Source organism: Labilibaculum manganireducens (assembly GCF_002843385.1).
Lineage (GTDB): Bacteria > Bacteroidota > Bacteroidia > Bacteroidales > Marinifilaceae > Labilibaculum > Labilibaculum manganireducens.
Window position 1 is genome coordinate 1 of record NZ_MVDE01000036.1, and the last position, 26533, is coordinate 26533.

Consider the following 26533-nt stretch of genomic DNA (forward strand, 5'->3'; position numbering starts at 1 on the left):
TAAGTAACCAAATAGACCATATTCCATTTTCCTAATAAAATAAACCTAGTAGTAACCAATAAAACCAAACAGCAATGAAAAATTTTGAAATAGTATCCCAGGAAGAATTACAGAACATCAAAGGTGGCATCAACGAAATGACCGATAAATCAATATGTGACGATTACATCGTGTAAGTAACCAAATAGACCATATTCCATTTTCCTAATAAATAACACCTAGTAGTAACCAGTCAAACCAAACAGCAATGAAAAATTTTGAAATAGTATCCCAGGAAGAATTACAGAACATCAAAGGCGGTGTAAACGAAATGACTGAAAAATGCACCCTTGAGGATTGTATCGTGTAATGACCAGATTGATCATATTCCATTTTCCTAATAAATAACACCTAGTAGTTAACCAGTAAGACCAAACAGCAATGAAAAATTTTGAAATAGTACCTCAGGAAGAATTACAAAATACCAAAGGCGGTATCAACGAAATGACCGATAAATCAATATGTGACGATTACATCGTGTAAGTGATATATCTTCAAAAAGATTGACAAAACAATTATAATGATTTATATTTACTGAGCCCATGAAAAATTTTGAAGAAATATCTATACTAGAGTTGCACCTTACCAAAGGCGGTGTAAACGAAATGACCGATAAATCAATATGTGACGATTATATTGTTTAAATAATCCAAATATATATTTCCTATAAAAATTTTATCAATAAAATTAGTGTACTTGTTTTTAAGTAGTGTAAAAAACAAAAGACTAATTGACTCTATTATTGAGACCAAATTCATTTGCATGGAGAGACGTCCTACATATAAAGAACTGGAGCAATTGCTAAAAGAAGAAAAAGCTAAAACTGCCAAGGCAGAAGTACTTAAAAATTCTTTTCTGGCAAATATGTCACATGAAATTAGAACACCAATGAATGCTATTATTGGTGCTTCAGAATTATTACGTGACGATTCTCTTTCAAAAATAGAGCGAAATGAATTTACTAACATTCTTAATACCAGCAGTAAAGAATTGTTGGATTTATTTAATAGAATACTTGAACTTTCCCAATTAGAAAGTGGTTCTATGAATTTCCAGGAATCGGAAATATCAGTTCACGCTTTATTTATCCAATTGTATTCTGTATTCGAACAAAATATTACTGATTCTCAGAAAAATTTAATTCTAAATTTTACTGAAGATCTTCAAGAAATTAAAATATTCACGGATCTTGACAAATTAAAGAAGGTTCTATCCTATCTTCTAGAAAACGCAGTGAAATTTACTGAGAAAGGAGATATTGATTTTGGTTGTGCAATTCAGGATAGAAATAATATTCTTTTCTATGTAAAAGATACTGGTCCCGGAATTAACGAAACTGAACAAGAACAAATATTTAAAAAATTCACGCAAGTGGATAATTCGTACACAAGAATTTATTCAGGTGCCGGATTGGGTTTGAGTTTATGCAAAGAGATTGTAAACTTTTTGGGTGGTAAATTATTTATCGATTCACACCTGGGACAAGGTTCCATTTTTTATTTTACAATTCCCCTAAAATATTCAGAATCAAACATCATTTTAAAAGAAAAAATAGAAGCTATTTTAAAGCTTAATATTAACGATATATATTCTTTTTCCACTATTAAAAAGAATATTGCTATTTAGGAAAATTACTAGGTAATAGAAAGGAGCTTGCTGGTCACAAGCTCCTTTTTTTTATTTCGATTTAAAGGATATTTCTTTTAAATTCAGTAGGAGGTCAAATACAATTGTTAGTATCAAAAAGTTGAACTTTTGATCCCAATCGTAGAAAAATCCTGCACAAGCCACAATCATAAATAGAATATTTGCCAAACGCAAAACATCCAAAATTTTAAATGATTTAACGCTTTCATAATTTAGTGTACTAAATCTGTAAAATACATTAAGAACCAGTCCAAGACTTAAAACAGCCAATCCGTATTTCTCAGCCTGTAAAATAAATAAGGCACCAATAATAATTAGTATTGTTGCAATGGTATAAACAATTGGTAATATTTTATTCATCTGTTCTTGCTATTAAAAAAGTAATTCAGGATCAGTAAATTTGTTTTTACCCAAATGTGCATACGCCAGAGGAGTTACTTCTCTTCCGCGAGGCGTTCTTTTAATAAATCCTTCTTTGATTAAAAACGGCTCGTAAACTTCCTCGATTGTACCACTATCTTCACCAACAGCAGTTGCAATTGTAGAAATACCAACCGGCCCTCCATTAAATTTATCAATCACAGTATTTAGAATTCTATTGTCCATTTCATCCAAACCGTGTTTATCAATATTTAATGCTTCCAAAGAGAATTTAGTAATACTCAAATCTATATTTCCATTTCCCTTTACCTGAGCAAAATCGCGCACCCTTCTTAAAAGTGCATTTACAATTCGTGGTGTTCCTCTGCTTCGTGAAGCAATTTCACCAGCAGCTTCATGAGAAATCTCTACGTTTAAAATTTTAGCAGATCTTTCCACAATTTTAGTTAAAATAGGAAGGTCGTAATACTCTAAGTGACAATTTATTCCAAAACGTGCACGCAAAGGTGAAGTTAGTAAACCCGAACGAGTTGTTGCACCAATTAATGTAAAAGGATTTAATTCAAGTTGGATGGAACGTGCAGCGGGTCCCTTATCAATCATTATATCGATCTTGAAGTCTTCCATAGCAGAATACAAATACTCCTCTACAATCGGACTTAAACGATGAATTTCGTCAATAAACAACACATCGTTAGGTTCAAGATTAGTTAAAAGTCCGGCAAGGTCTCCTGGTTTATCCATTACCGGACCCGAAGTAATCTTTAATCCAACACCCAATTCGTTGGCTAAAATATTTGAAAGTGTTGTTTTACCCAATCCAGGAGGTCCGTGAAGCAGCACATGATCCAAAGCCTCTTCCCGCATTTTTGCAGCTTTAACAAATATGCTCAGGTTTTCAACTGTCTTTTTTTGACCTCGAAAATCACTAAATTCAAGAGGTCGTAATTTCTTTTCATACTCTTTTTCGTTGTCCGAAAAATTATTATCTCTGATATCCAAGTGATCCTCCATTAGAAGCAAGATTTGACTACATTCATTTGTAAACAATGAAGTGATTTATACAAAAAAAGGTTACGGAAATTTATTGATCGCTCATTCAGAATAAGATTAAATCCTTTTCATGGATAAAGCTGAAGCTGCAAATTTATTTAAAGATCTAAACTTTTTAGCACTTTAAACAAATTATCAATTTCAAAAGGTTTCGCGATATGACCATTCATACCATTTCTCAGACATTTTTCTTCGTTGGCAATCATGATATCTGCAGTTAAAGCTATAATTGGAATTTTCCGACCATTTTCCAGATTTCGAATTGCTCTCGTTGCATCTAATCCATCCATTTCAGGCATCATGATATCCATTAAAATAAAATCGTAATCGCCTTGTTTAAACATCTCAATTGCCTCTATTCCGTTATTGGCAACATCAATTAAATAACCATATCGTCTTAAAGTAAATTTAACAACGGTTTGATTTAACTTATTATCCTCAACTAATAAAATGGAATAGTTTTTTGTTTCCCAGCTCATATTGTATTTCGTGGATTTTTCAATGCAATGCAAGATAATAAAATCATTACAAAAATTAGATATTTGGTCGAACTAATGATTTGAATATATTTCAAGCCTTCAGAACCAAATTAACCCTTATCAACAAGTCTAATATTATTATTTGTTTTTTAAAATTTCTTAAAAGAATATAATGATTAATATATCCTGTTAATACTGTTGGTAAGAGTTTCCGTATTTTGTTGATTTTTGATTAAAATTAAACCTAGTAACAGGAAATGAACAGGTATTGTTAATTTTATTACATTTGATTTACAATGAAATATCAACGTTATTAACAACTTGTTAATAACGTTAAATATTAATAAAAATTTAACTTATTGATATTAACAGTCTGTTGAAAACCTGTTGAGAGATGTAAATCTTCAAATGAAAAATAAACTTGTAATGGAATAATATTTTTTCTATACAATCAGGAAATTGTATGATCCAAAGAAAAGATTGTAAAATTTAGTAAGGAAAAATCAACAGTATGTTAACTGAATGTGAACAAAAATGTTGATAGCTGTAAAATTCTAATGTAAGTGTCAGATTTACAGTCTTATCATTCATTGTTTTTATTCAGTTGTATGTAGATATTTTAAAATCTCTTTTTTTCAAGCAAATGAGTAATTTTAATTAGTTTTGTAGCCTTAAACAATGAAATATTTTTGTGAATTTTAAAGAATAGATTAAAAATTAAACATTTTTTAATCTGCTTTATTTTGAAAAATTACAAATATGAAACGTTTATGCCAAATCGATTTTGACACACAGGGAGATAATTATTTCAGCATGAAAAGTTCTCCCGAAACAAGTTCGGGACAGGCTATATGGTAAATAAAAAAGAAATAACAAGTATATGAAAACACTAAAAATAGCTATTGCATCAGATCATGCAGGTTATCAATTCAAGAATAGGCTTGGAGAATTTTTAAAGAAAAACGGTTATTTAGTAACTGATTTTGGCACCGATTCGGAAGCTAGTATGGATTATCCGGATACAGCTCATCCATTAGCAGAAGCTGTCGCGTCAGAGAAATTTGATTTTGGATTTACTCTTTGTGGTAGTGGAAATGGAATTACCATGACTGCAAATAAGCATCAAAAAATTCGTGCGGCATTGTGTTGGAATTCTGAAATTGCTGAATTAGCAAGGTTGCATAATAATGCAAATGTGTGTGGAATTCCCGCTCGATTTATTTCTTACGAAGAAGTAGAAAAAATTGCAAAAATATTTTTATCAACTGATTTTGAGGGTGGTAGACACCAAACTCGAATCGATAAAATTCCTTTAAAATAGTGTGCTATTTTTTTTGATAAACAGAATCTAAATAAGGAATTAAAGAATTAAAGATGCTTTATTAGTAGTAAATATTGTTATATTTGTGCTGATTGTTAGATGAATATGAGAGTAATACTAAATAGAAAGAATGTTATCGAATACCTGTAAATATGCAATTCGTTCAGTAATTTATTTATCGCTGAATGGCACAGAAGGAAAGAAAATTGGAATCAAAAAGATTTCGGAAGATTTAGAAATTCCAACTCCATTTTTGGGCAAAATATTGCAAAGTTTAGCCAGACAAAAATTGCTTACTTCAACAAAAGGGCCTCATGGTGGATTTGGTATGGGCAAAAAGCCATCTGAAATAACTTTAATGAATATTGTTGAAATAGTTGATGGATTGGATATGTTCGAGAATTGTTTGATTGGTATGAGACCCTGTAAAACACATACAAATAAACAATCACCTTGTCCGGTTCATAACCAATTTGGAAGTATCCGACAAACCATTTATGATTTATTTAATGGCAAAACAATTGGTGAATTAATAGATGAAATGGGAACAGCTGAAGAATTTATTAGTTTATAGTATTTTCTTTAAAAAAGATATTTTATTGAAGGGCTTGCAGTTTAACAGCAAGTCCTTTTGTTTTTTTAACCAAGGATACATTATTATAGCAAAAATACCTCCTAAAATATCAGCGAATAAATCCCAATAATCGCCGCTTCTATGTACAAAATAGTTTTGCTGAAGGTACTCTATTAAGCCTCCGTAAAAGGCAATTAATGCTAGTATAATTACGGCACTATAAATACGTTTTAATTTCGTTTGAATACTTAGTTCTGCAAATAAGAAAATTCCCATTATAAAGAACATTCCGAAATGAACAAGTTTGTCGAAGTGTGGTATTGATATTAGTGGAGTGTTGGGAAGGTCATCTCCAGGAATTGAGCATAGAATGAAAATGACAACTGCCCAAAGAATGTTTCTCCAAAATAATTTAGTATTCATAAAGTTTTGCTGAATTTTATTCAAAGGTAATACGCATTTTTAAGATTTTTATTTTTTCAGGAGAATACTTTCTTTTCTATCAGCGTAGAATTTTCACCGGAAGTGATTGTAAAGAGGAAACAATTGATCCGGCACTTGTAAAATATTGTATATTTATGATATCTAATTTTGAGTATTTATAGTTTTAAAAGGTACTTATTGGATACAAAAAAAGGAATCAATTTGATCCCTTTTTAAGTTAGCATGCTGTTTTAATCAGTACTTTTTTAAGCTGCCCAGAAAAGAAATATCACTTGTAATTTTAGGTTCTCCCTTGTATTTAACCGAACCAATTCCTGAGATACTTACCCGAAGATCTTCTTCTACACAAACTTTACCACTTCCAACTCCACTAATATCAATACTTCCTCTTTTTGCAATCAGATCGTAGGCGCTTACACTTCCTGCTCCGGAAATATTAATTGATACTTCGTCGCATTTACCAGCTAATTTAATAGTTGAAGCACCACTATTATCAATTGTTAATCGATTGGCTGAAAGTTCTAAATCAGCAGAAGATGCACCGTTTATTTCAATATCCAACTCATCAAAACGAAGCATTTGATCGCTTTTTAAAGAAATTGCACCATTGGCTTTTAATCCGCTAAGATGTTTAAAACCAATGTATAATTTTAATTCTTTTGATTTGTAAATACTCTTTTCGGTTGATATATAAAGTACGTCGCCTTTTACCTGGGTTTTAATAATATCCATAAGATTTTCATCGGCAACTACTTTTAGGCTGTAATCATCATCCTGAGAAAGAATAATAGTAAAGGCTCCGTTAACTTTAATGGTTTCGAAGGTGCTTACTTCTCTTTCCTCTGTTTGTACATTTCCATTGCCTTTTACTCCATCTGCCTGAGCAGGAAATATACATATAAGGCTGATAAGCAGAATCGATACTAAGGAAAATATTTTTCTAATTGGATTCATAACTACTATTTTTAGGTAAAAGTTCACTTTAGCTTTGTTGATATAAAGACGTTTCGGGAATATAAGTGTTGCATTTTTTCGAAACTGATTGTTTTTAACAGCTAACAAAAGTTAACAAGATTTTTAATTATTCGCTTGTTGAAGAGGAAAATTTGTCAAATGAATTTACCTTGCAGAAAAATAGATTGATATGTCGGGAGTATATTTTCACATTCCATTTTGCAAACAACTTTGCCACTATTGTGCTTTTCACAAAAGTATTTCATTGCAGGCAAAAGATGATATGTTGGAATGCTTAAAGCTTGAATTAAAACTTAGAAAAGGATATTTAGGTGATACAAGTTTAAATACCATATATTTTGGAGGAGGAACACCATCAGTGTATCAACCAAAAGAAATTGAATCGTTGATTGATGAAGTGGCCAAGTATTTTACCATTGATGTAAATGCGGAAATTACATTGGAAGCCAATCCTGATGATCTTACTGAAAAATACCTGCAGGAGCTAAGTAAAACCAGGGTAAACAGACTCAGTGTGGGAATTCAGTCGTTTCATGATGAAGATTTGATTCTTATGAACAGAAGACATACCGGTAAAGAGGCTTTTTATGCTGTTCGCAGAGCTCAGAGTTTTGGTTTTGACAATATATCGGTAGATCAGATTTATGGCGTTCCAGGTCTGAGTATGGAAAAGTGGAAGGAGAATTTAGATCTGGTTTTTGACTTGAATGTTCAGCACATTTCATCTTACCATTTAATGTTTGATCCGAACACGATTTTTACAAAAAAGCTGGAAAAAGGACAGTTGGTTGAGATGGATGAAGAAGAGAGTTTTGAGCAGTTTAATTATTTGATTAATGAAGCCAGAAAACATGGTTTTATTCATTATGAAATTTCTAATTTTTCGAAAGAGGGATATATTTCAAAACACAATTCAAGTTACTGGAAACAGAAAAAATATCTTGGAATTGGACCATCAGCTCATTCCTACAATTTGGAGCAAAGAGAGTGGAATATTGCCCATAATTACAAATATATAAAAGCAATTAGGGAAGGATTGAGTTTCTCTGAAAAGGAAGAATTGAGTGAATTCGATCGTTTTAATGATTTTGTTTTGACTTCGCTTCGAACTTATTGGGGAATGGATTTGGAATTGGTGCGTAAGGATTTTGGCGAAGATCTTTATCAGCATTGTATCACAAAATCTAAAAAGTATCTTTTATCTGATCATGTAAGACAAGAAAATAATTGCATCATTTTAAATGATAAAGGTGTGTTTGTATCCAATGATATTATGTCCGATTATTTTTGGATTGAGGATGAATAATAGAATGTAAATACAAACGTTGATAAAGAATATATAAATTACAATTCTATTTTGGATGAAAGCAATTACTTCTTTTTTACTTGCGTTTATTGTACTAGGCATTTCAAATGTTTATTCGCAAAACGATTCAATTCAAGTCTTGAGCCCAAACCATTTTAACAGGGTTTTACAGTTAAATCCAGACGTTGTACTAATAGATGTGAGACCAAAGAAGGAATTCAAAAAAGCTCATATTAAAGGTGCTCATTTAGCTCAAAATTCTGAAGAATTATTTCACTTGATTGATTCTTTGGGAACATCGAAAGTATACTTGCTTTATTGCAAGTATGGAGAGCAAAGTGTTGATGCCGGGAAGATGATTTACGAAAAGTATAAAATATCTGTTTGTTCCCTGGAAGGAGGATTGGATGCCTGGCTTCAGGAGGGAAAAGAAATTGAGAATTGATATTATTTCTGCTGCAATTCTTCCAACAAATTAGGTTTGAATAAACAGGACTGTGTTGGGTCTGCCAATTTAAACTGTTTTGGTACCATTTCTCAAACAATTGTTCAATTCGAATTTTAAATTGTAAGAATTTTTGCAGCAATTGATTCAAACAGATTTGGTTTGAAGGATTGGACTGAGATAGATCTGGCAATTAGAGATGTTTTTCAAAAAACTGGAACATTATAAACAGAGAAATAGAAACAAAACAAAAGGCAGACCCTTGAAGATCTGCCTTTTCTAATTATCTGTATTGTAGTTAACTATTGTACAATAGTAGTTCCGTTGTAAGCTTTATTTAAAGCATCCGACAACCAGGAAGGTTTTGCAGTACCTGCACCAGCACCTGTTGCGTCAGCATTTTCTGTAACTGTTAGTCCAGTAATGGCTTTTACATCATTACCAGTTCCCATATCAACAAATTTAACATTGGTAACAACAATATCACCAGCATCAATTCTAGCATGTGCGGCAGCATCTTTTGTTGCGTCATCAGCATAGAAATATGCCTGAGCTTTGTTAGCTGCCAATCCGCCAATTACAATGTTGTCAATGTTCATTTTACCAGCACCTTCTTTTAAATAGAATGGTTTTTCACCCATTCCGTAAACAGTAAGGTTTTTTAAAGTAGCATTGGTCATAGGAGTTGCAGTACCGTTATCACCATTGTTTGATCCTTCAATTCCTGATTTTGTAGAATTGATTGATAACCAATACTCTCCGGTTCCATTCCATCCGTCAGCGAAATCAATTCCATCATCTTCACTGTCAACAGAAACAAAGTGAGTAGCGTTTACAGTTCCACCGAAAAATTCCATTCCATCGTCACCACCTTTATAAGATACGATATAATCAAGAACAGTTGCAGAACCAACAGCGAATAAAGAAAGTCCGTTAAACTCCTTGGTATCAGTATATTTGTAACCTGTATATTCCAAACGCAGGTAAGTAATGCTTCCTGAATTATCATCAGCAACATCGCCGCCATAAGTTAAACCGGAAACTTCAGCACCAGCACTGGCGTCAGCTTTGTTGGTTGGAGCATATCCGCATAATACCAATCCACCCCATGCTTCTGCTTCTTCTTTTGCACAAGTCATAACAACAGGAGCATCAGCAGTACCATTTACAAAGATTTGAGCTCCTTGTTCAACAGCGATGTAACGAACTGCAGCATTAGCCTGAGTTACTTCCGAAGCGATAATTACAGTTCCTGCAGGTATGGTTAATTTTGCACCTTTTTTAACAATTACAGGACCATCAAGAATATAAGTAGTATTGGAATCTAATGTTTTATCTGATGTGATATCTTCGTTTAACACCAAAGTAGCTTTTACTGCATCACCAAAAACAGTAGTTGTTGCATTAATTGTATTTAATGCGTCTGGCATCCAGTCTGGTTTGTTGATACCATTACCAGCACCACTGGCAGAAAAGTTTTCTGAAACGGTTAAACCTGCCACAGTCTTAACTGTATTTCCTTCACCCATATTTACGAATTTAACGTCGGTAACTTTAATATCACCAGCATCAATTCTAGCATTTGCGGCAGCATCTTTTGATGCATCATCAGCATAGAAATAAGCTTGAGCTTTTCCGTCTGCTAAACCACCAATAACGATATTATTGATATTCATTTTACCAGCACCTTCTTTCAAATAGAATGGTTTTTCGCCCATTCCAAATACTGTAAGGTTTTTTAAAGTAGCATTGGTCATTGGAGTTGCTGCTCCGTTATCGCCGTTGTTTGATCCTTCAATACCTGATTTTGTTGAATTGATTGAAACCCAGTATTCTCCGGTTCCAGACCATCCGTCAGCAAAATCGATTCCATCATCTTCACTGTCAACAGAAACAAAGTGAGAAGCATTAACCGTTCCACCAAAGAACTCCATACCATCATCACCACCTTTATAAGATACGATATAATCAAGAGTAGTTCCAGAACCAACACCGAATAATGAAAGTCCGTTAAACTCTTTGGTATCAGTATATTTATAACCTGTATATTCCAAACGCAGGTAAGTAATGCTTCCAGAATTATCAGCAGGAACATCGCCACCATAAGTTAAACCGGAAACTTCAGCACCGGCACTGGCATCAGCTTTGTTGGTTGGAGCGTATCCGCACAATACCAATCCCCCCCAGGCTTCAGCTTCTTTTACATCACTGGTCATTACAACAGGAGAATTGGCAGTACCATCAATATTTATTTTTGCTCCTTGTTCAACAGCGATGTAACGAACTTCACTGTTTGCAGAGGTTGGTGTTGTGGCTTCGATTCTTGTTCCCGCAGGAATTGTTAAAGTAGCTCCCGATTTTACAAGAAGTTTTCCTGATAACTTGTAAATTTTGCTGGCATCCAATGTCATGCTTTCGGTAACATCCCCCTTAAAATTTTCAACTGTAAATTTATCAAGCGGGTTATCAGTCCCATTGTCATCATCTGAACAACTTGATAAAGCAATTACAGAAATCGCTAACATCGATAACAATAAATTTTTCATTTTTTCTTTTTTTTTAATTATAAAATGGAATTTTTTTTAAAATGTATAGTTTGCTCCCAAACTGAATTTTACTCCTTTTTTATGGTGTTTAACTAACCAGTTTTGGGTTTCATTTTCTTGAATTCTATCTATATTTTGGTTTAATATGTTTTTTACAGAGAGGCTTACACCGAACTTTTTCAATTTGGATTTTACAACAAAATCGAGATTGTGAATTTCCTTGTCTATCTGATTTCCCAGTGATGCATATCCAATTAGATTTAATCGGTCAGAAACATAATTGTAGGAAAGGGTAGAGGTTATTGAATTAACAGTGTTCCAAGAGTATTTATAGCTTAAATTTGCATTTGCAATAAGTGGAGCGGCTCCTTGTAATTCCTCTTTATCTTTATTGAAATTTGCATTTACAAGACCTTGAGATTGTTCGTTAATTTTTTCACTATCCAATGTCTGCTCAGTTTTCATTAAGGTAAGATTGGCTGTTGTGTACAGTTTTTTCGCAGAATTTCCGGAAGAAATTGTGAAAATATCTTTTTTAGCTTCCAGCTCTACTCCATATACATAAGCCCAATCTCCTGTATTTGCATAGGTAAAATCGTTGCTGGCGGATGCCATTACAAATTTGTTGATTGGGTCTACGATGTATTTACCAAAAACAGCAGCAGAAAATAGTTCATTTGGTTTAGGATATACTTCCCACTTTAATTCTCCATTGTAGTTTTTTGAAGGAGTTAAATATGGATTTCCTAATGATTCTTCGTCTTTATCTTGAAATGAAAATAAGGCAGTTTCTTTAAATTGCGGAAGCGTATAAGTTACACCTGCTGCAAACCGCAGGTTCGATTTATCAGTTAAAGCATATCGCAAGGATAGATCAGGCAATACTTTTAATTCCGTGAAATCATTTTGGTCGTTTCCTAAAGCAGTATTGTATTCAATTTGCTGATAAACATTTTCAATTCTAACGCCTAATAAAAGCAACAAACGGGCAGTAAAGTTGTATTCTAAGGAAGCAAATCCTGCATTGATAGCCTGTTTTCCATCGTAAGTATCAAACACAATAAAATGACTTGATCTAACCCTTAAGTCAAACAGTTTATTTTGGAGACCTTCATTGTTAAAATAGGAATCAATATCATCAACATTAGTAAGTCTATTGTTCAAAATTTTATGATTGAACTGAACAGCTTCAAAGCTTCTTGTTTTGAATTTTCCTGAATAGCCTACACTTAATTTTCCTTTGTATCCGGCATCTTCAAATCCTTCTCCAAATTTGTAATCCAGATTAAAATTTCCTGCTATTTCATCCTCTACCAAGTCATGATAATATCTGCTGTTATTGGCCGGATCGTTGGTTGCAAATTCTTTTTCAGTATCTGTACCATTTTCCATGGTAGTATATCTTCTGTCAGGTACAATGTTGTTTACTTTATTATAAGCAACTCCCCAATGAATATCTGTTTTAGAATTTAGTTTATGATCTCCGAGTAACTGATTTACGAGTACTGTGTTTTTTTCATATTCCATTTTACGAACAAGTGCACCCTCTTCAGCCAAATCTTTAATGTATCCTGTTCCACTTCCAATCCAATCTTCTGAAGTATTCATAAACATTGAATTCAAGTAGATATTGGAACTGTTCCAATTGTAATTTAAATTGATCATTCCGGTTGTTTGAGTATCGTATTGGTACTCCTCCCCTGTTAAATCCTTTCTTAAATCATTGCTGCCGTTTATTTTTCTTTCGGCAAGTTCTCCATAGTAGTATTCGTTATCGAATGACAATGTTCCAAAAACATTTAGCTTGGAATTTTCAAAATCGAAAGTTTTTCCTCCCGATAAGGCTAAACCTAAATTCGGATAGATTGTTTTCTCCTGAGGATTCCATTTGTTCTCAAATTTGTAATTTGAAAAATCAGTTGGATAATCTGAGTTATAAAATCCGGTCAAATTAGGTCCGTCACTCATATAGAATTTATCGGCATCCAGTGTGCTTGAGTTCAAACCTGTTTTTACACCTATCTTAAAAAAGTTTTCGCCATTATGCTTTTTCGAAACAATATTGATGTTGGCACCAGCAAAATCACCTGATAAATTCGACATTGAAACTTTTTGAACATCAACAAATTCAATAATATCGGTTGAAAATAATTTCAAATCGATATTTTTAAACTGAGAATCGTTTGATGGTAAAGGCAACCCGTTAAGGGTGGTTGAGTTGTAACGATCACCCAATCCACGAACGTTTAAACCATTGGTTCCTTCTTGTTTTGAAATTCCCGTAATTTTAGTTGCTGCAGCAGCAGCATCGGAAACACCTTGGTTGGCTAATTCCTGCGCACCAATAGATTGTTTAATTACTGCAGATTTTTTCTGATCCAACAGCAATACAACTTCAGATTCTCGTTTTGCTTTGGCAAACACTTTTACATCGTTTAGCTCCACTGTTGAAGATCCCAATACAAAATCCACACTCACCGAGTTTCCCTCATTAACGGTGATGTTTTCTTTTGATAAGGTTTCGTAGGAAATAAAAGAACATTTAAGAGTTACAACGCCAGCAGGAATATTTGGCAGTGCATAATTACCGTCAAAATCGGTTACGGTTCCAATAGTTGTACCGTCTACATATACCGATGCTCCAATTAATGCTTCTCCGGTTTTTCCATCCTTCACATTTCCTTTAGCGCTTCCCTTTTGCGCAAATACACTAATTGATGAAATGCTTAGTAATAAAACTAAGATTACTTGTTTAATCATTTTTTAAAAAATAAGTCAATACATTTTTACTTTCTAATCACATTGCGATGTTAGGGAAGAACTGTGATTAGAATGATAAGTACGTTTTAAGTAAAAATTATCAAATTAAACTGCTGGTGTTAATTTTAAGTTAGGGATTGATTCGTTTGTAAAACAAATGTGAAGTGAATGTAAAGATGATATTTACATTGATAATTGAGGCAGTAGGTAAGTAAATTGTAATTAGTGTGTTATCTCTATTTGCTGCGTTATTATTACAATGAAATTGCGAAATTATTACAGTATTTTTTTAAGACAGTTTTTTTGATTTATTTATTTTTTCGGGTAAAAATGATCGAAAATTTATCACGAAATATTTTTCATTATTTTATGACTAAATTATGGGACTAATTATTTTTATGTCTTAATTATTAAGATTTTATTAATATTTAAACGATTGAACTACAATAAGATTAATGAAAACTTAACATAGATTTCAACTATTATCTTACTTTTATTTAAATATTTGCTGATCGAAAAAGAAGTGATTCAGTAATCCTTATTTTACGTCGTTAGTGTTGGTTTACTTACTTGAAACAGCGTTTTAAAATATATATGAAACGTCCGTAACAAGGATATTTTAACACTGGTGATAATTATTGGTTCATGGCAAGTTCTCCCGATAAATTCGGGACAGGCTATATTGCAATTAAAAAACATATTATAATCATATGAAACGTCCATGCCAAAGCGATTTTGACACACAGGGGGATGATTATTCCAAGCATGGTAAGTTCTCCCGAAACAAGTTCGGGACAGGCTATATGGCAAAAACATACAATTATAATCATATGAAACGTCCATATCAAAGCGATTTTGACACACAAGGAGATGATTATCTCAGCATGGTAAGTTCCATATGGCAACTTAAAAACAAATTATAATCATATGAAATTGATTTCATCAAAAAAGGTTACAGTCTATCTAAGTTTATTTACTGCATTGCTAAGCATATTACTATACGGGCTCACCTATTTTTTACCCTTTAATTTGTTGTATCTGATTATATTTACAATTATAACAGGTTTGCTGGTTTATTTCATGGCAAAGTATCTTGTTGATCGATTTTTATATTCTAAAATCAGAATACTTTATAAAACAATTCATGATACTCAGTTAATTGATAAGGATTTAGCTGAAAAAGTTCAAAATACTGATGCTTTACATGCCGTGGAAATGGAAGTGATGGAATGGAGCGAAAACAGGGGATCGCTGGTTTCACAATTAAAAAAACAAGAGAAATACCGAAAAGAATTCATTGGTAACGTCTCTCATGAGCTTAAGACACCTATCTTTAATATTCAAGGTTATGTTCTTACCTTGTTGGATGGAGGTCTGGAAGATCAATCCATAAACAGAATGTATTTGGAGCGAACCGAGAAAAGTATCAATCGTATGATTACAATTGTTAAGGATCTGGAAGTTATTTCAAAACTGGAATCAGGAGAATTAAAATTGTGTTTTGAGCGGTTTAATATTATCGATTTAATAAATGAGGTGCTGGAGATGCAGGAAATTAGAGCTAAAAAGAATAATATAAAGCTCGTTTTTGTACAAGAGAATGATAGTTCTAAATTTGTGTATGCAGATAAAAAGGAAATTTTCCAGGTTGTAAATAATCTGCTTGTTAATTCTATTAAATATGGAAAAAACAAAGGAACTACTCATATTGAAGTAATGAGTATGGATAAAACGTTTCTGATTGAAATTCGGGATAATGGTATCGGAATTGAGCCCGATAATCTTCCCCGGATTTTTGAACGTTTTTTTAGAGTAGATAAAAGCCGGTCCCGAAATATGGGTGGTTCTGGATTAGGACTTGCGATTGTCAAACACATTATTGATGCTCATAAGCAAACGATAAATGTTAGCAGCACGTACGGTGAAGGTGCAAGTTTTACGTTTACATTGGATAAAGCAAAATAAATAAAACTAAATAACCAAAAGTATAATGGAAAGCAGTAATTACAAGATTTTATTGGTAGACGATGAATCTGATATTCTTGAGTTTTTGAGTTATAATCTGAAAAAAGAAGGTTTTCAGGTTGCTACAGCTGGAAATGGCGTTGAAGCCATTGACAAAGCTAAAAAATTTCATCCCCATTTAATTATTTTAGATGTGATGATGCCGGAAATGGACGGAATCGAAACATGCGAAAAAATCCGTTCGATACCCGATTTTCAAGATGTGTTGATTTCTTTCTTAACTGCACGTGGAGAAGATTATTCTCAAATTGCAGGTTTTGAAGCAGGAGCTGATGACTATATCAATAAACCAATTAAACCAAAGGTATTTATAAGCCGGGTAAATGCTCTTTTAAAAAGATCAGGACGAATTTCTGATGATACTTCTAATCCATCAACGCGATTAATTACGATTGGGAATTTATCGATTGACAGGGAGCGTTATCTAATTATTCAAAATGGAAATGAGTTCTCATTGCCAAGAAAAGAATTTGAGTTGTTATTATTGTTGGTATCGCGTCCGGAAAAAGTATTTACCCGCGATGATATTTATGCGGCCATTTGGGGCGAAAAAATTATTGTAGGAGATCGTACAATAGATGTACATATTCGAAAACTGCGTGAAAAAATTGGCGATCGTTTTATTCAAACAATTAAAGGAGTAGGATATAAATTTGTTGATGTAGATTAGGCATATGCCAGGGTGGCGATACTAACTTTTGCACCCTCGGCTTTTAATAGGGCATGAGCGCACGCCTCAAGGGTTGATCCTGTGGTTACTACATCATCAACCAATAAAATGTGCTTGTTAATTAGATTCGATGGCTCTATCAACTCAAAGATGTTATCCACATTTTGCCATCGTTCTAATTTATTCTTTTTAGTTTGTGATTCGGTATGAATCTTTCGGATTAAATTTTTTGAATCAATAGGTTTCAGCATAGATTTTCCAAGACCAAGAGCTACTAATTCTGCTTGATTGTATCCTCTTATTTTTTCTTTTTTTGAATGCAGTGGAACAGGAATAATAACATCAATATCTTTAAAAAATTCTGAATTTTTTAGGCTTTCACCAAAGTGTTTTCCCAATGCTATTCCAATTTCTTGTTTATTGTGATATTTCAATTTGTGAATTAGCTTCTGAAACTGACTCCCTTTGCTAAATGTATAATACGAAGCGGCATAATTAATATTTACTCTACCCCAAAACAATATCGAGACAGGATTGTTTTTATTCAGATGAAAATCAGTCTTGGGTAAATGAAATAAACACCTGGTACATATTGTTGTTTCATTTTTAAAAAGATAACTACCGCAAGCCTCGCACAGTCTGGGGTAAAACAAATTGAGGAAATCATTAAACCATGTTGATATAGAAAGTTTTAATGTCATGTTGCTTGGGTTGTAATAATTTCTCAATAAAAATTTAACTCTTACTTAATGGTTTGATAAGTTTATTCTAATCTCTTTCAGATTATACTGAGCTATCTTTGTTGTGAAAGAGAATGGTAAATAAAAGAGTTAGTAATTACCTTCTAAAATAAGAAAATTAAGTTAATTAAAAAAATATTTGAGGATTGAATGTTCTTCTTAAAACTGAAATCAAAAAAAATGAAAAAATTAGTATTCCTTTTTGTTGCACTACTTGTTTTAGGTCTTGAAAGTCAAGCTGTAAATGTAGTTACGCCTGTGGGCGATAAAGAAATGGAAGTTGCCGAAATGGCAACAATGACAACAACAAGTTTAACTGGTGTTGTTTTGGATAATGAAACTGGTGAAGCATTAACAGGAGTTGCTATCCGTTTCGAAGGATCAAATGAAACAGTTTACACAGATTTTGACGGGAATTTTAAAATTGCCAATATAGTTCCGGGAAATTACAACATTTTATCAAGTTACATTTCGTATAGTGATAATAAATTAAAGGATGTAAATGTGAATGGTGTAAATAATGTTATTCGCCTGGTTCTTAAAAAGGATTAATTTTTATAGATGAGTAGAAAATTACCAATTGTTTTAGGCATTCTATTTTGTCTGATTACAAATCACTCCATTTCCCAGGTGATTAAGGAAGTTGAAGGATTGTATTACAATACCACCGGAGATCTGTATACGGGAACATATACCGAATTTTACGAAAGCGGTAACAAACGAATAGAAATGAATTTAGTGGAGGGAAAGCGAAATGGAAAAATTACGCTTTACTTCGAAAATGAAAAAATTCAGGAGGTTCGTTCTTATTCGGACGGACTAATGGATGGTACCTGGATTACCTGGAATGATAATTCTGTAAAAATTGCGGAAGCAACTTATAAACGGAATAAAAAACACGGGAAATGGTATATCTGGGATGATAATGGTGTTAAAAGATACGAGATGGAATATAGTGAGGGTGAGAAAGTTGGAACCTGGTATATTTGGGATGAAAATGGAAATCTTCTAAAAGAACGCAAGTTTTAGTAAATTCAACAATAATAGTTCTCTGGAGTCGCTTAATGAAAATTAAGCGGCTTTTTTCGTTTATTCTAATTGTTTGTAATGAATACATGAAAATTGTTAATAATTTTGCAATAGAAGCGTTAAACTATAACAATGGTAATCTGAAATAGAATAAAATTTAATGAATTCCTTTTTCCAAATAGTAATAAATGTTAAAAACCAGCTGGTTCAATTTTTCAGTTTTCTTTATTCTGAATTTGTTGGTTTTTTGAGAAGGAATAAATATGGTGTGATGGGCACACTCGCTTTTCATATGCTTTTGATTATACTGCTTCTGGCTTTTAAACTGAATACGAAGAGAGAATTTTTAGAATCGGAAATTTTAATTGATATTCCTCCCGAAGTGGCCGAACAGTTCCTTAAAGAAGAGAAGGAAAAAATTGAAGAAGCCCTCGAAGAAAAAAAATCTGAAATCTCTAAAAGCGTAGACGAACTTCTTCGGTCAATTGCCGTAAACCAAAACGTTGCAAAATCGAAAACGGATCCGAAACGAAACGTCGATAAAATGATTGAAGAGATTCGAAAGGACTTGGATGATTATGGTTCTGACGATGCTGCAAGTAGTTCAGGGGACTTAAAAGAGTTTAAAAAGGATAGTTTGACCGATGCCGAGGCAAAAGAAAAACAGAAGCTTTTAGATTCTTTGGAAAGTATTGAGTACAGTGGTCCAAGCAGCGTTTATTACAGTTTGGAGGGCCGACATAAAATCTATTTGCCTATTCCGGTATTTAAATGCGAAGGCGAAGGCTTGGTTGTTGTTCAAATTGCTGTTAATCAGGCAGGAAGAGTGATACAATCCAAAATTTTGGAACAGGAATCAGGAGTGCAGGATGATTGTTTATTTGACGCAGCATTACAAGCTTCACGAAAAACCAGATTTAACATCAGTACTAGTAGTCCTCAGCAACAAATTGGTACAATTACCTACCAATTTGTAAAGCAATAAAACTGTTGTATTGGTTTGCTGATACAGCATGAAAATATATTCTTGATTATTAAGCAATAATATATAAATTGGAAACTCATTTTATTAAAAAAAATAATTTCGCTATGAGCTTTTTTTTAGCATACAAACTTCGCAAAGCTTCTGATACTCTTGATATTGAAAATAATAGAGATACTCTTAGAAAAGACTTTGAAGACTTTAAATCTTTTTCTGTTTCGGAAGAATTGAAAGATTATTATGATTTGGAAGCCTATATTCAGTCTGAGAAATTCAAATCAAACAGAAAAACAATCGAAAGTAAGTGCTATAAAAAGAGTGATCTTTTTAAGGATGAAAAGGATTTTAAACGTTTTCAGCGATCTAAAAAATTCAAGACTTATTTTCGATTAAAAGGTTCTAATGAATTATCTACTTTTGAACTAACCAAAGTATCAGATGAAATTTCGCGATTCAAGGAATTGGATTCTATTGTTCACTCTGCAAATTTTAATAAGAAAGAACAGTTAGAAGAATTGAAGGAGTTTAAGCTGATGAAAAGTTCTCAGCATATTAAGGACTTTTTTAAGTTTGAAAAATCGAAATCCTATAAAATTTATAATGAGCTTGAGGATTCGAAAGAACTGGAAGAGTATTTGAAATTAGAGGAAAAGATTAGTTCTGAGGAATTCCGGGAAGAAAAAGCTGATTTGCTGGATAAAAAGAGATTCGAAAAGACCGATGATTATAAGAAGCTTCAGGAATATCTGGCTCTGAAAGAATCCGACAGATATAAAAAGTACTTTGAGCTTAAAAATAAAAATCCTTTTGGAGAATTAAACAAATGGGAACTTAGCTTTTCTGAAGAATTTGATTCCAAACAATTGGATGAAGAGAAATGGATCAATAAATATTTTTGGGGTGAGGAACTGCTGAATAAGGGATATAGTTTAAATTCAGATTTACACACTTTCACCGAAGGTAAAAATATAGATCACGCGGCTTCTTCAATTCTGCTGCAGGCGCGAAAAGAAAAACATCAAGGTTTGTTGTGGAAGCCAACAATGGGTTTTGTGCCTACAGAATTTGATTACACATCTGCAATTATCAATACCGGAAAATCATTTCGCCAAAAATACGGTCGTTTCGAAGCCAAAATAAAGCTTACAAACCCAAATCAGGTTATGCATTCATTCTGGATGGTTGCTGATAAAAATTCTCCCCATATAGATGTTTTAAAGACTTCCGGTGATGGAAAATTGTTGATAGGAAACTATTGGGGGAGTGAAAATCAAATTCATTCAAAACATTTTAAAATAAAGGGAATTGACCTTTCTAAAGGTTATTTTATTTACACCTTGGATTGGAATAAAAATGAATTGGTTTGGAAAATAAACGATGTAGTGGTAAAAACTCAGACCGAAGGCGTTCCGCAAGACCCAATGTATTTAAATTTTAGTATGGGTATTACAAAAGAACAGGCAAACGTAAATGCTTCCCTCGAAATAGATTGGGTACGATGCTACAAAATAAAGGAATAAAAAAAGTGCCCCGGTTGCGGGCACTTTTTTAATTTAATGATGTTCCGACATTAAATACACTAAAGTAGTTATCTATTGAATCGGCAAGTTGAGATTTCAGATCATCCAATTCTTCTTTTTCCATTTCTTCTTCATCCCAATAGGTAAGGACGATATTAAGGTAGTCTTTAATTAGTTCAGGAGATGTTTCAAGACCCAGGTCACTTCTTAGCAACAAATTAAACTCGGCAAACCATAATAAGGCTATTTTGTGTTCGTGAACAGTCCCTTCAACAAATGAACTTAAAGATTTAAATTCCAAAAATTTCTTGATGGTTCGTTCTGAAGCTAAATAATACAATTTAGTTCCTAATTCTAAAAATTCTTTCTGTAGTTTTTTAAAATTACTTTTACTTTTCTTTTCGCACAATATTTTCATGAAAAATGCATTAATCCGTAAAAATTCCTCGCGTTTTTCGTTAGAATTATTTGCAGAAGTAAGAGATCCGCTCAATTCATTTTTTATTTCAATCTCACCAGAATCCCTTGTGGTATTTCTCCTTTCCTGGATTAAAAAGGAAATTAAGAAAGCGAGTGCCGCCAAGCTTAAAATCTGTAATATCATTGAAGTGATTTCCATGAGTAGTATTATTATAAAGATGGTTACTATAGTCGAATGTCTGTAACAAGTTTGTAATGAAAAATTTACGAATTATTATGTTCTTACACAAAACAAGAATGTCCGTTTTTATTTATCCATGTTTTTGTTGGACAAACAGACTGTTTTCCGAGACTAAAAAATGATTTTAAGTTTTTATAAATTTCTCAGTAAAATCAATAGAATCAGACCTTTTCAGATTATGTTTACAGGTCGTAATTTGTATCATTTTCTTTTGGTTATTCAATCTTGATTTTGATGCATAAATGAAATATTAGTTATCTTCAATTAAACAGTACGAGCATATGATATTTTATAAAAAAAAAGCTGACCCTTTGGCCAGCTTTAATTGGATGAATAAAATAAACTATTTTTTAGAAAACATATCGTATAAACGATGTTCAATTTGAGTTGAAAGGCGGAACATGACCGGCGCAATAATTAATGTTAAAAAAGTTGCAAAACTAAGTCCGAAAATAACAGTCCACGACATAGGTCCCCAAAATGCAGTACTATCGCTGCCGAATGATAATTGCGGATCGAATTCACTAAACAAAGTAAAGAAATCGAAATTCATACCTACGGCAAGAGGGAACAGACCAAGAACTGTTGTGATTGCTGTTAGCATAACCGGACGTAATCTGGTTTTACCTGCTTTTGCGATACAATCAACTTCTTCGGCAGAAGTTAAATATTTGCGTTGGCTTTTGTCAATGGTCTCTATTTTGCGTTTTCGCAGCAAGTCAATGTAATCAACAAGCACAATTCCGTTGTTTACAACAATTCCGGCCAATGAGATAATACCGATTCCTGTCATTAAGATGACGAATGGCATATTGAAAATACCTAAACCAAGGAATACACCGATAGTACTAAAGAGTACGGTAATCATTATAATCAGCGGCTTAACTGCCGAATTAAATTGCGTAACCAATATAAGGGTAATTAAAGCAAGGGCAATTAATAAAGCCTGAGTTAAAAATGCTGATGTTTCATCCTGTTCTTCTTGTTCTCCGGTTAACTTGTGAGTGTATCCTTTTGGCATTTCGGAATCGGCTAAAACTTCCCTTATTTTAGCATTTATTTCATTGGCATTAAACCCTTCTTCTACGTTCGAGTAAATTGTAACAACACGTGTGTTATCAATTCGATTAATTCTTTCATAAGTTGAACCATAGTTGTAGCTTGTAACAGCCGATATTGGAATCTGAACCATTTGGTTACTTACCGGACTCATTACATTAATTTTCTGGTTCATAAGAGAGGGAACGTCATATCGGTATTTATCTGCCAGACGGAGCATAATGTCATATTCATCTTCGCCATCTTTAAATTTGGATACTTCCAGACCATATAAGGAATTACGGAGTGCACGTGCTACCTGATTAGTTGATAAACCAAAGCGTCGTACCTTATCGCGGTCGATATTGATCAGCATTTCTGGTTTTCCCTGATCCAAATCGAGTTTCAATTCTTCAATACCGGCAATTCTTTCGTCATCTAGTTTCTGTTTGATACGATTTGCCTGAATTAGTAATTGTTCAAAATCATCACCTGAAACCTCAATATTGATTGGATGTCCAACAGGGGGACCTTCAGAATTTTTTTCTACAAATATTTTAGCACCGACAAAACCTTTAAAATTTGCAGTTAGTTTCTTCATTAATTCGGAAGTACTAACTCCACCTCTTTGTTTGTATTCAACAAACGAAATACTTGTTAATGATTTATTTGCTGAACGGGAGCCTTCAAACATGCCGCCTTTACCTGAACCTACATTGGTTGAAATGGAACGAATGATATCTTTATAGGGTTCCATTGTTTTCTTTACAATTTTCTCAACCTCAACTGAAATTTCGTTCGATTTGTGAATATCAGTTCCCAATGGAAGTTCCATGGTAACGTAAACAGACTTGGGATCGTTATCCGGAAAGAAAACGACTAAAGGCTTGGTTCCAAAATAAAACATGATGGATACAATCATTAAAACAAAAGTTCCAAGAAAGAAAAGTAAGGGACGAATACCTTTAAGTGCATACCTCAGGGTTCTTTCATACGAGTTTTCGAGTGCAACCAGAAATTTTAACTGAAACCAACGTGCAAAAGGTTTTAGCACCACTAGATTTGTTACGATTAGTAAGCCCATGCATGCCAAAAGATTCGCCATGATATAAGTATCGAGCATTCCAAATGCTTTGGATACGTAGAATGGAAGTGAGGCAATTAGGAAAGATCCTGAAATAATAAGGTACTTTTTTGCGTCAATCTTTTTCGAAATATTATCGATTTTTACAAAACTAGCCGTAAATACAGGATTTAGAATTAATGCTACAAACAGCGATGAAGATAGTACGATGATTAAGGTAATAGGCAGGTATTTCATAAACTCACCCATGATTCCACCCCAAAGCAATAATGGGAAAAAGGCGGCAAGGGTTGTTGCTGTTGATGAAATAATCGGCCCTGCAATTTCACTCACTCCTTGTTTGGTTGCTTCTAGTTTCGAAAGGCCTTCTTCATGCAGACGATATACGTTTTCGACCACAACAATTGCATTATCAACAAGCATTCCCAATGCCAAAATCAATGAAAACAGAATCATCTGATTTACCGTGTATCCCATTTGATTGAGAATAATAAACGAGATAAACATCGACATAGGAATTGCTAAACCTGAGAAGAGTGCGTTGCGCAATCCCATAAATAAATAAAGAATCAGGATAACCAATAACATTCCCATAATAATGGAATTTTCAAGGTCGCTAACCTGACCACGAACATCTTCTGATGTATCATCGGTAACCGTTACCAGCAATCCTCGTGGCAAATTCCCCAACTCTTTCTCTTTCGAGATAATTTTATAGATTTCATCGGTTGCAGCCAAAAGGTTTTCACCGGATTTTTTAGAAATTGAGAGGGAAACTACGGGATTGTTATTCAATCTTGAAATGGAAGAAAGTTCTTCATATCCATCTTCAATTTCGGCAACATCCTTAAGATAAACCACTTTACCATTGGTAACTTTTACAATGGTATTTTCGATTTGCTGCATGTTGGTGTAATCAGCACTGGTTCGAATGCTTCGCCGGGTATTATCAGTGATTAATGTACCTGCACTCACTGTAACATTTTCATCGCCAATGGCAGTCTCAATATCTTGAAAGGAAACACCGTTTGCTTCCATTTTGTGCAAATCAGCATTGATCTTAATCTCTCTTTCATCAACCCCTTTAATATCAGCCTCAGAGACTTCAGGTAAGGCTTCAAACTTATCTTGAAGATCTTCTGCAAATTGTTTTAATTCGTTCAATCCAAAATCGCCCGAAAGGTTAATGTTTAGGATTGGAAAATCAGCAAAATCTATGTCTTCAACAATTGGATCCGTATCCAAATCATCAGGCAATTCACTTAAAGATTTGTCTACTTTGTCTTTTGTATCCTGAAGAGCTTGTTTTACATCTACATCAGTGTTAAACTCAACAACAATCAAACTCATATCCTGATAGGAGGCTGAAGACATTTTCTTAACTCCTTTTAAGGATTTTAACTCCTTTTCGATGGGTCTGGTTATCAGATTCTCGATATCAACCGGAGAGTTTCCCGGATAAGGAGTTGAAATTAAAATGTTCGGAATCACTACTTCAGGAAAATATTCCCGAGGCATACTTTGGTACGAAAACCAACCAAACATGCAGAGAATTGCAGTTAGAATAAAAATGGAATTCTTATTCTTTAATGCTCCGAATGTTGGTTTAAACTGCCTTTGATTTTCTTCGGCAGAGCTTGTATCTTTGATTTTATCCATTTTATTTGAAATTATTTGGTGCTAATCAGCGATCCGTTCACAACTTGAGAAAACCCATCTGTTATAATTTGGTCACCTAGCGAAAGACCAGAATCAATCATCGAAACATTGTTGTAGGTTTTGGAAACAGTTACATATGTTTTTCTGGCCACAAGGTTTTTCCCCTCTTTTTTAGCTATGTAAAGGTAGTTTCCTTCAAAATCTTTTTTAATAATGATTGAAGGAACAACCATGGCATCCTGAACTTCATAATCTTTGATTTTCATTACCGAAATCAAATTTGGCTTGATCATGTGTTTTGGATTGTTAAGGTTGATTCGAATTTTAAAACTTCTGTTTGCAGGATCAATTACATTTGATGTGCGGTAGATATTTGCTTTGGTCTGGTAATTAATAGCCGGGAAATCCAGTTCTACAGCTTCTCCTGCTTTAATAAAATTTAAGAATGATTCAGACACATCACCTTCAACATAGACTTTATCAATATTAACCAATTGAGCAAATGGAATAGAAGGTCCTGCCAATTCGCCTTTTTTCTGATGTATTTCATCAACAATACCACTAAAGGGAGCCATGATAATTGCCATATCTTTTTGAGCTTCCAAACCTTCCAGTTTGCGTTCGAATCCTTCTTTATCCGCTTTTGCCTGCAAGTATTCTATTTCAGAACCAATCTTTTGGTTCCATAAACGCTCCTGTCTTTCGAAGATTGTTGTGTTTAGTGCAAGATTGGTTTTTACTTCGTCAATTTGCTGCTGAATTTGAGATGTATTCAATTTTCCTAAAATATCACCTTTGTTCACATGCTGTCCTTCACTTACATCAACAGAAATAATATTCCCGGCAGTTTCCGGAGTTATCGTTATGTTTTTATCGGCTTCCACATTACCGGTTACTTGTATATAATGTTCAAATTTTGATGTCGCTAATTTTTCAACAATCACATTTATCGTTTCTTCTTCGTTATTTGTACTTCGAATTTCATTTTCCAAATCTGCTATTTTGGTTTTCAAAATAGAAAGTTCTGATTTATACTGTTTTAATTGTTCAGATTTGTTCTCATTTTTTTCCGAGTTTTTTGCAGAACAGGCAAAAAGTAATGGAATAATACAGGCTATAAGTAAGTTCTTCATTTAATAATGTTTTTTGTAGGAT

At 33.3% G+C, this 26533-nt stretch carries 25 protein-coding genes; 14 read left to right on the forward strand and 11 right to left on the reverse strand.

The window, feature by feature from the left end:
• The first annotated feature begins 74 nt into the window (after positions 1-74).
• The 3 genes from BZG01_RS22150 to BZG01_RS17530 all read left to right on the forward strand — a co-directional run bounded on the left by BZG01_RS22150 (position 75) and on the right by BZG01_RS17530 (position 1665).
• The gene (locus BZG01_RS22150) at positions 75-176 is read left to right on the forward strand and encodes a bacteriocin (RefSeq protein WP_143470936.1); all 102 of its coding nucleotides are present in this window, start codon (positions 75-77) and stop codon (positions 174-176) included.
• A gap of 71 nt (positions 177-247) precedes the next feature.
• Complete coding sequence (locus tag BZG01_RS22155) at positions 248-349, forward strand: bacteriocin (protein WP_143470937.1); 102 nt, start codon at positions 248-250, stop codon at positions 347-349.
• Between the two features lie 452 nt (positions 350-801).
• Complete coding sequence (locus BZG01_RS17530; RefSeq protein ID WP_101311145.1) at positions 802-1665, forward strand: sensor histidine kinase; 864 nt, start codon at positions 802-804, stop codon at positions 1663-1665.
• A gap of 51 nt (positions 1666-1716) precedes the next feature.
• On the opposite strand, the gene BZG01_RS17535 is transcribed toward BZG01_RS17530, so the two are convergent.
• The 3 genes from BZG01_RS17535 to BZG01_RS17545 form a co-directional block, all read right to left on the reverse strand.
• Complete coding sequence (locus BZG01_RS17535; RefSeq protein WP_101311146.1) at positions 1717-2046, reverse strand: hypothetical protein; 330 nt, start codon at positions 2044-2046, stop codon at positions 1717-1719.
• A gap of 12 nt (positions 2047-2058) precedes the next feature.
• Complete coding sequence (gene ruvB, locus BZG01_RS17540) at positions 2059-3081, reverse strand: Holliday junction branch migration DNA helicase RuvB (protein WP_101311147.1); 1023 nt, start codon at positions 3079-3081, stop codon at positions 2059-2061.
• Positions 3082-3218: 137 nt separating this feature from the next.
• On the reverse strand, positions 3219-3599 hold the full coding sequence (locus BZG01_RS17545) for a response regulator (protein ID WP_101311148.1): 381 nt from the start codon (positions 3597-3599) through the stop codon (positions 3219-3221).
• An 880-nt stretch (positions 3600-4479) separates the two neighbouring features.
• Here BZG01_RS17545 and rpiB point away from each other — a divergent pair.
• On the forward strand, positions 4480-4920 hold the full coding sequence (rpiB, locus tag BZG01_RS17550; protein WP_101311149.1) for a ribose 5-phosphate isomerase B: 441 nt from the start codon (positions 4480-4482) through the stop codon (positions 4918-4920).
• Positions 4921-5050: 130 nt separating this feature from the next.
• Positions 5051-5494, forward strand: coding sequence for an RrF2 family transcriptional regulator (locus BZG01_RS17555; RefSeq protein WP_101311150.1), 444 nt, complete (start codon positions 5051-5053; stop codon positions 5492-5494).
• On the opposite strand, the gene BZG01_RS17560 is transcribed toward BZG01_RS17555, so the two are convergent.
• Complete coding sequence (locus BZG01_RS17560) at positions 5489-5917, reverse strand: VanZ family protein (protein ID WP_101311151.1); 429 nt, start codon at positions 5915-5917, stop codon at positions 5489-5491. The two genes, BZG01_RS17555 and BZG01_RS17560, sit on opposite strands and share 6 nt — an antisense overlap.
• Positions 5918-6172: 255 nt before the next feature.
• Positions 6173-6892 (reverse strand): head GIN domain-containing protein, encoded by a 720-nt coding sequence (locus tag BZG01_RS17565; RefSeq protein WP_101311152.1) that lies wholly within the window; start codon positions 6890-6892, stop codon positions 6173-6175.
• Positions 6893-7082: 190 nt separating this feature from the next.
• Between BZG01_RS17565 and hemW the strand changes: the two genes are divergently transcribed.
• Both hemW and BZG01_RS17575 read left to right on the forward strand, forming a co-directional pair.
• Positions 7083-8219, forward strand: coding sequence for a radical SAM family heme chaperone HemW (hemW, locus tag BZG01_RS17570; RefSeq protein WP_101311153.1), 1137 nt, complete (start codon positions 7083-7085; stop codon positions 8217-8219).
• A 55-nt stretch (positions 8220-8274) separates the two neighbouring features.
• On the forward strand, positions 8275-8664 hold the full coding sequence (locus tag BZG01_RS17575; protein WP_101311154.1) for a rhodanese-like domain-containing protein: 390 nt from the start codon (positions 8275-8277) through the stop codon (positions 8662-8664).
• 302 nt (positions 8665-8966) lie between these two features.
• On the opposite strand, the gene BZG01_RS21630 is transcribed toward BZG01_RS17575, so the two are convergent.
• Positions 8967-11210, reverse strand: a complete 2244-nt coding sequence (locus BZG01_RS21630) for a hypothetical protein (RefSeq protein ID WP_180327376.1) — start codon at positions 11208-11210, stop codon at positions 8967-8969.
• Between the two features lie 36 nt (positions 11211-11246).
• Positions 11247-13970 carry a TonB-dependent receptor gene (locus tag BZG01_RS17585; RefSeq protein WP_101311155.1) on the reverse strand — a complete coding sequence of 908 codons (2724 nt, stop codon included), beginning with the start codon at positions 13968-13970 and terminating at the stop codon, positions 11247-11249.
• Between the two features lie 710 nt (positions 13971-14680).
• Between BZG01_RS17585 and BZG01_RS17590 the strand changes: the two genes are divergently transcribed.
• The 3 genes from BZG01_RS17590 to BZG01_RS17600 are packed head-to-tail and all read left to right on the forward strand — an operon-like array spanning position 14681 to position 16665.
• Positions 14681-14893 (forward strand): hypothetical protein, encoded by a 213-nt coding sequence (locus tag BZG01_RS17590; protein WP_101311156.1) that lies wholly within the window; start codon positions 14681-14683, stop codon positions 14891-14893.
• 4 nt (positions 14894-14897) lie between these two features.
• Positions 14898-15935, forward strand: coding sequence for a sensor histidine kinase (locus tag BZG01_RS17595; protein WP_101311157.1), 1038 nt, complete (start codon positions 14898-14900; stop codon positions 15933-15935).
• Between the two features lie 25 nt (positions 15936-15960).
• Positions 15961-16665 carry a response regulator transcription factor gene (locus BZG01_RS17600; protein WP_101311158.1) on the forward strand — a complete coding sequence of 235 codons (705 nt, stop codon included), beginning with the start codon at positions 15961-15963 and terminating at the stop codon, positions 16663-16665.
• Here the strand turns inward: BZG01_RS17600 and BZG01_RS17605 are convergent.
• Entirely contained in the window at positions 16662-17366 is a 705-nt protein-coding gene (locus BZG01_RS17605) for a ComF family protein (RefSeq protein ID WP_101311159.1), read from the reverse strand. The genes BZG01_RS17600 and BZG01_RS17605 overlap by 4 nt on opposite strands.
• A 219-nt stretch (positions 17367-17585) precedes the next feature.
• Between BZG01_RS17605 and BZG01_RS17610 the strand changes: the two genes are divergently transcribed.
• The 4 genes from BZG01_RS17610 to BZG01_RS17625 all read left to right on the forward strand — a co-directional run bounded on the left by BZG01_RS17610 (position 17586) and on the right by BZG01_RS17625 (position 20936).
• Entirely contained in the window at positions 17586-17957 is a 372-nt protein-coding gene (locus BZG01_RS17610) for a carboxypeptidase-like regulatory domain-containing protein (protein ID WP_180327377.1), read from the forward strand.
• A 9-nt stretch (positions 17958-17966) separates the two neighbouring features.
• Entirely contained in the window at positions 17967-18434 is a 468-nt protein-coding gene (locus tag BZG01_RS17615) for a toxin-antitoxin system YwqK family antitoxin (RefSeq protein ID WP_101311161.1), read from the forward strand.
• Positions 18435-18681: 247 nt separating this feature from the next.
• Entirely contained in the window at positions 18682-19419 is a 738-nt protein-coding gene (locus tag BZG01_RS17620) for an energy transducer TonB family protein (protein ID WP_143470938.1), read from the forward strand.
• A gap of 104 nt (positions 19420-19523) precedes the next feature.
• Complete coding sequence (locus BZG01_RS17625) at positions 19524-20936, forward strand: glycoside hydrolase family 16 protein (protein ID WP_101311163.1); 1413 nt, start codon at positions 19524-19526, stop codon at positions 20934-20936.
• A 28-nt stretch (positions 20937-20964) separates the two neighbouring features.
• Here the strand turns inward: BZG01_RS17625 and BZG01_RS17630 are convergent, their stop codons facing one another.
• The 3 genes from BZG01_RS17630 to BZG01_RS17640 form a co-directional block, all read right to left on the reverse strand.
• The gene (locus tag BZG01_RS17630) at positions 20965-21555 is read right to left on the reverse strand and encodes a hypothetical protein (protein WP_101311164.1); all 591 of its coding nucleotides are present in this window, start codon (positions 21553-21555) and stop codon (positions 20965-20967) included.
• 385 nt (positions 21556-21940) lie between these two features.
• On the reverse strand, positions 21941-25378 hold the full coding sequence (locus tag BZG01_RS17635) for an efflux RND transporter permease subunit (RefSeq protein WP_101311165.1): 3438 nt from the start codon (positions 25376-25378) through the stop codon (positions 21941-21943).
• Positions 25379-25389: 11 nt separating this feature from the next.
• Positions 25390-26511, reverse strand: coding sequence for an efflux RND transporter periplasmic adaptor subunit (locus tag BZG01_RS17640; RefSeq protein ID WP_101311166.1), 1122 nt, complete (start codon positions 26509-26511; stop codon positions 25390-25392).
• Between the last annotated feature and the right edge of the window lie 22 nt (positions 26512-26533).

Bases quoted from the DNA above. Each gene is read 5' to 3' on its own strand.
- BZG01_RS17590 (WP_101311156.1), top strand. From the start codon at position 14,681: ATGAAACGTCCATGCCAAAGCGATTTTGACACACAGGGGGATGATTAT.
- ruvB (WP_101311147.1), bottom strand. From the start codon at position 3,081: ATGGAGGATCACTTGGATATCAGAGATAATAATTTTTCGGACAACGAA.
- BZG01_RS17560 (WP_101311151.1), bottom strand. From the start codon at position 5,917: ATGAATACTAAATTATTTTGGAGAAACATTCTTTGGGCAGTTGTCATT.
- BZG01_RS17635 (WP_101311165.1), bottom strand. From the start codon at position 25,378: ATGGATAAAATCAAAGATACAAGCTCTGCCGAAGAAAATCAAAGGCAG.
- BZG01_RS21630 (WP_180327376.1), bottom strand. From the start codon at position 11,210: ATGAAAAATTTATTGTTATCGATGTTAGCGATTTCTGTAATTGCTTTA.
- BZG01_RS17595 (WP_101311157.1), top strand. From the start codon at position 14,898: ATGAAATTGATTTCATCAAAAAAGGTTACAGTCTATCTAAGTTTATTT.
- BZG01_RS22155 (WP_143470937.1), top strand. From the start codon at position 248: ATGAAAAATTTTGAAATAGTATCCCAGGAAGAATTACAGAACATCAAA.
- BZG01_RS17585 (WP_101311155.1), bottom strand. From the start codon at position 13,970: ATGATTAAACAAGTAATCTTAGTTTTATTACTAAGCATTTCATCAATT.
- BZG01_RS17605 (WP_101311159.1), bottom strand. From the start codon at position 17,366: ATGACATTAAAACTTTCTATATCAACATGGTTTAATGATTTCCTCAAT.
- BZG01_RS17615 (WP_101311161.1), top strand. From the start codon at position 17,967: ATGAGTAGAAAATTACCAATTGTTTTAGGCATTCTATTTTGTCTGATT.
- BZG01_RS17630 (WP_101311164.1), bottom strand. From the start codon at position 21,555: ATGGAAATCACTTCAATGATATTACAGATTTTAAGCTTGGCGGCACTC.
- BZG01_RS17640 (WP_101311166.1), bottom strand. From the start codon at position 26,511: ATGAAGAACTTACTTATAGCCTGTATTATTCCATTACTTTTTGCCTGT.
- hemW (WP_101311153.1), top strand. From the start codon at position 7,083: ATGTCGGGAGTATATTTTCACATTCCATTTTGCAAACAACTTTGCCAC.
- BZG01_RS17565 (WP_101311152.1), bottom strand. From the start codon at position 6,892: ATGAATCCAATTAGAAAAATATTTTCCTTAGTATCGATTCTGCTTATC.
- rpiB (WP_101311149.1), top strand. From the start codon at position 4,480: ATGAAAACACTAAAAATAGCTATTGCATCAGATCATGCAGGTTATCAA.
- BZG01_RS17600 (WP_101311158.1), top strand. From the start codon at position 15,961: ATGGAAAGCAGTAATTACAAGATTTTATTGGTAGACGATGAATCTGAT.
- BZG01_RS17625 (WP_101311163.1), top strand. From the start codon at position 19,524: ATGAGCTTTTTTTTAGCATACAAACTTCGCAAAGCTTCTGATACTCTT.
- BZG01_RS17555 (WP_101311150.1), top strand. From the start codon at position 5,051: ATGTTATCGAATACCTGTAAATATGCAATTCGTTCAGTAATTTATTTA.
- BZG01_RS17575 (WP_101311154.1), top strand. From the start codon at position 8,275: ATGAAAGCAATTACTTCTTTTTTACTTGCGTTTATTGTACTAGGCATT.
- BZG01_RS17610 (WP_180327377.1), top strand. From the start codon at position 17,586: ATGAAAAAATTAGTATTCCTTTTTGTTGCACTACTTGTTTTAGGTCTT.
- BZG01_RS17530 (WP_101311145.1), top strand. From the start codon at position 802: ATGGAGAGACGTCCTACATATAAAGAACTGGAGCAATTGCTAAAAGAA.
- BZG01_RS17535 (WP_101311146.1), bottom strand. From the start codon at position 2,046: ATGAATAAAATATTACCAATTGTTTATACCATTGCAACAATACTAATT.
- BZG01_RS17545 (WP_101311148.1), bottom strand. From the start codon at position 3,599: ATGAGCTGGGAAACAAAAAACTATTCCATTTTATTAGTTGAGGATAAT.
- BZG01_RS22150 (WP_143470936.1), top strand. From the start codon at position 75: ATGAAAAATTTTGAAATAGTATCCCAGGAAGAATTACAGAACATCAAA.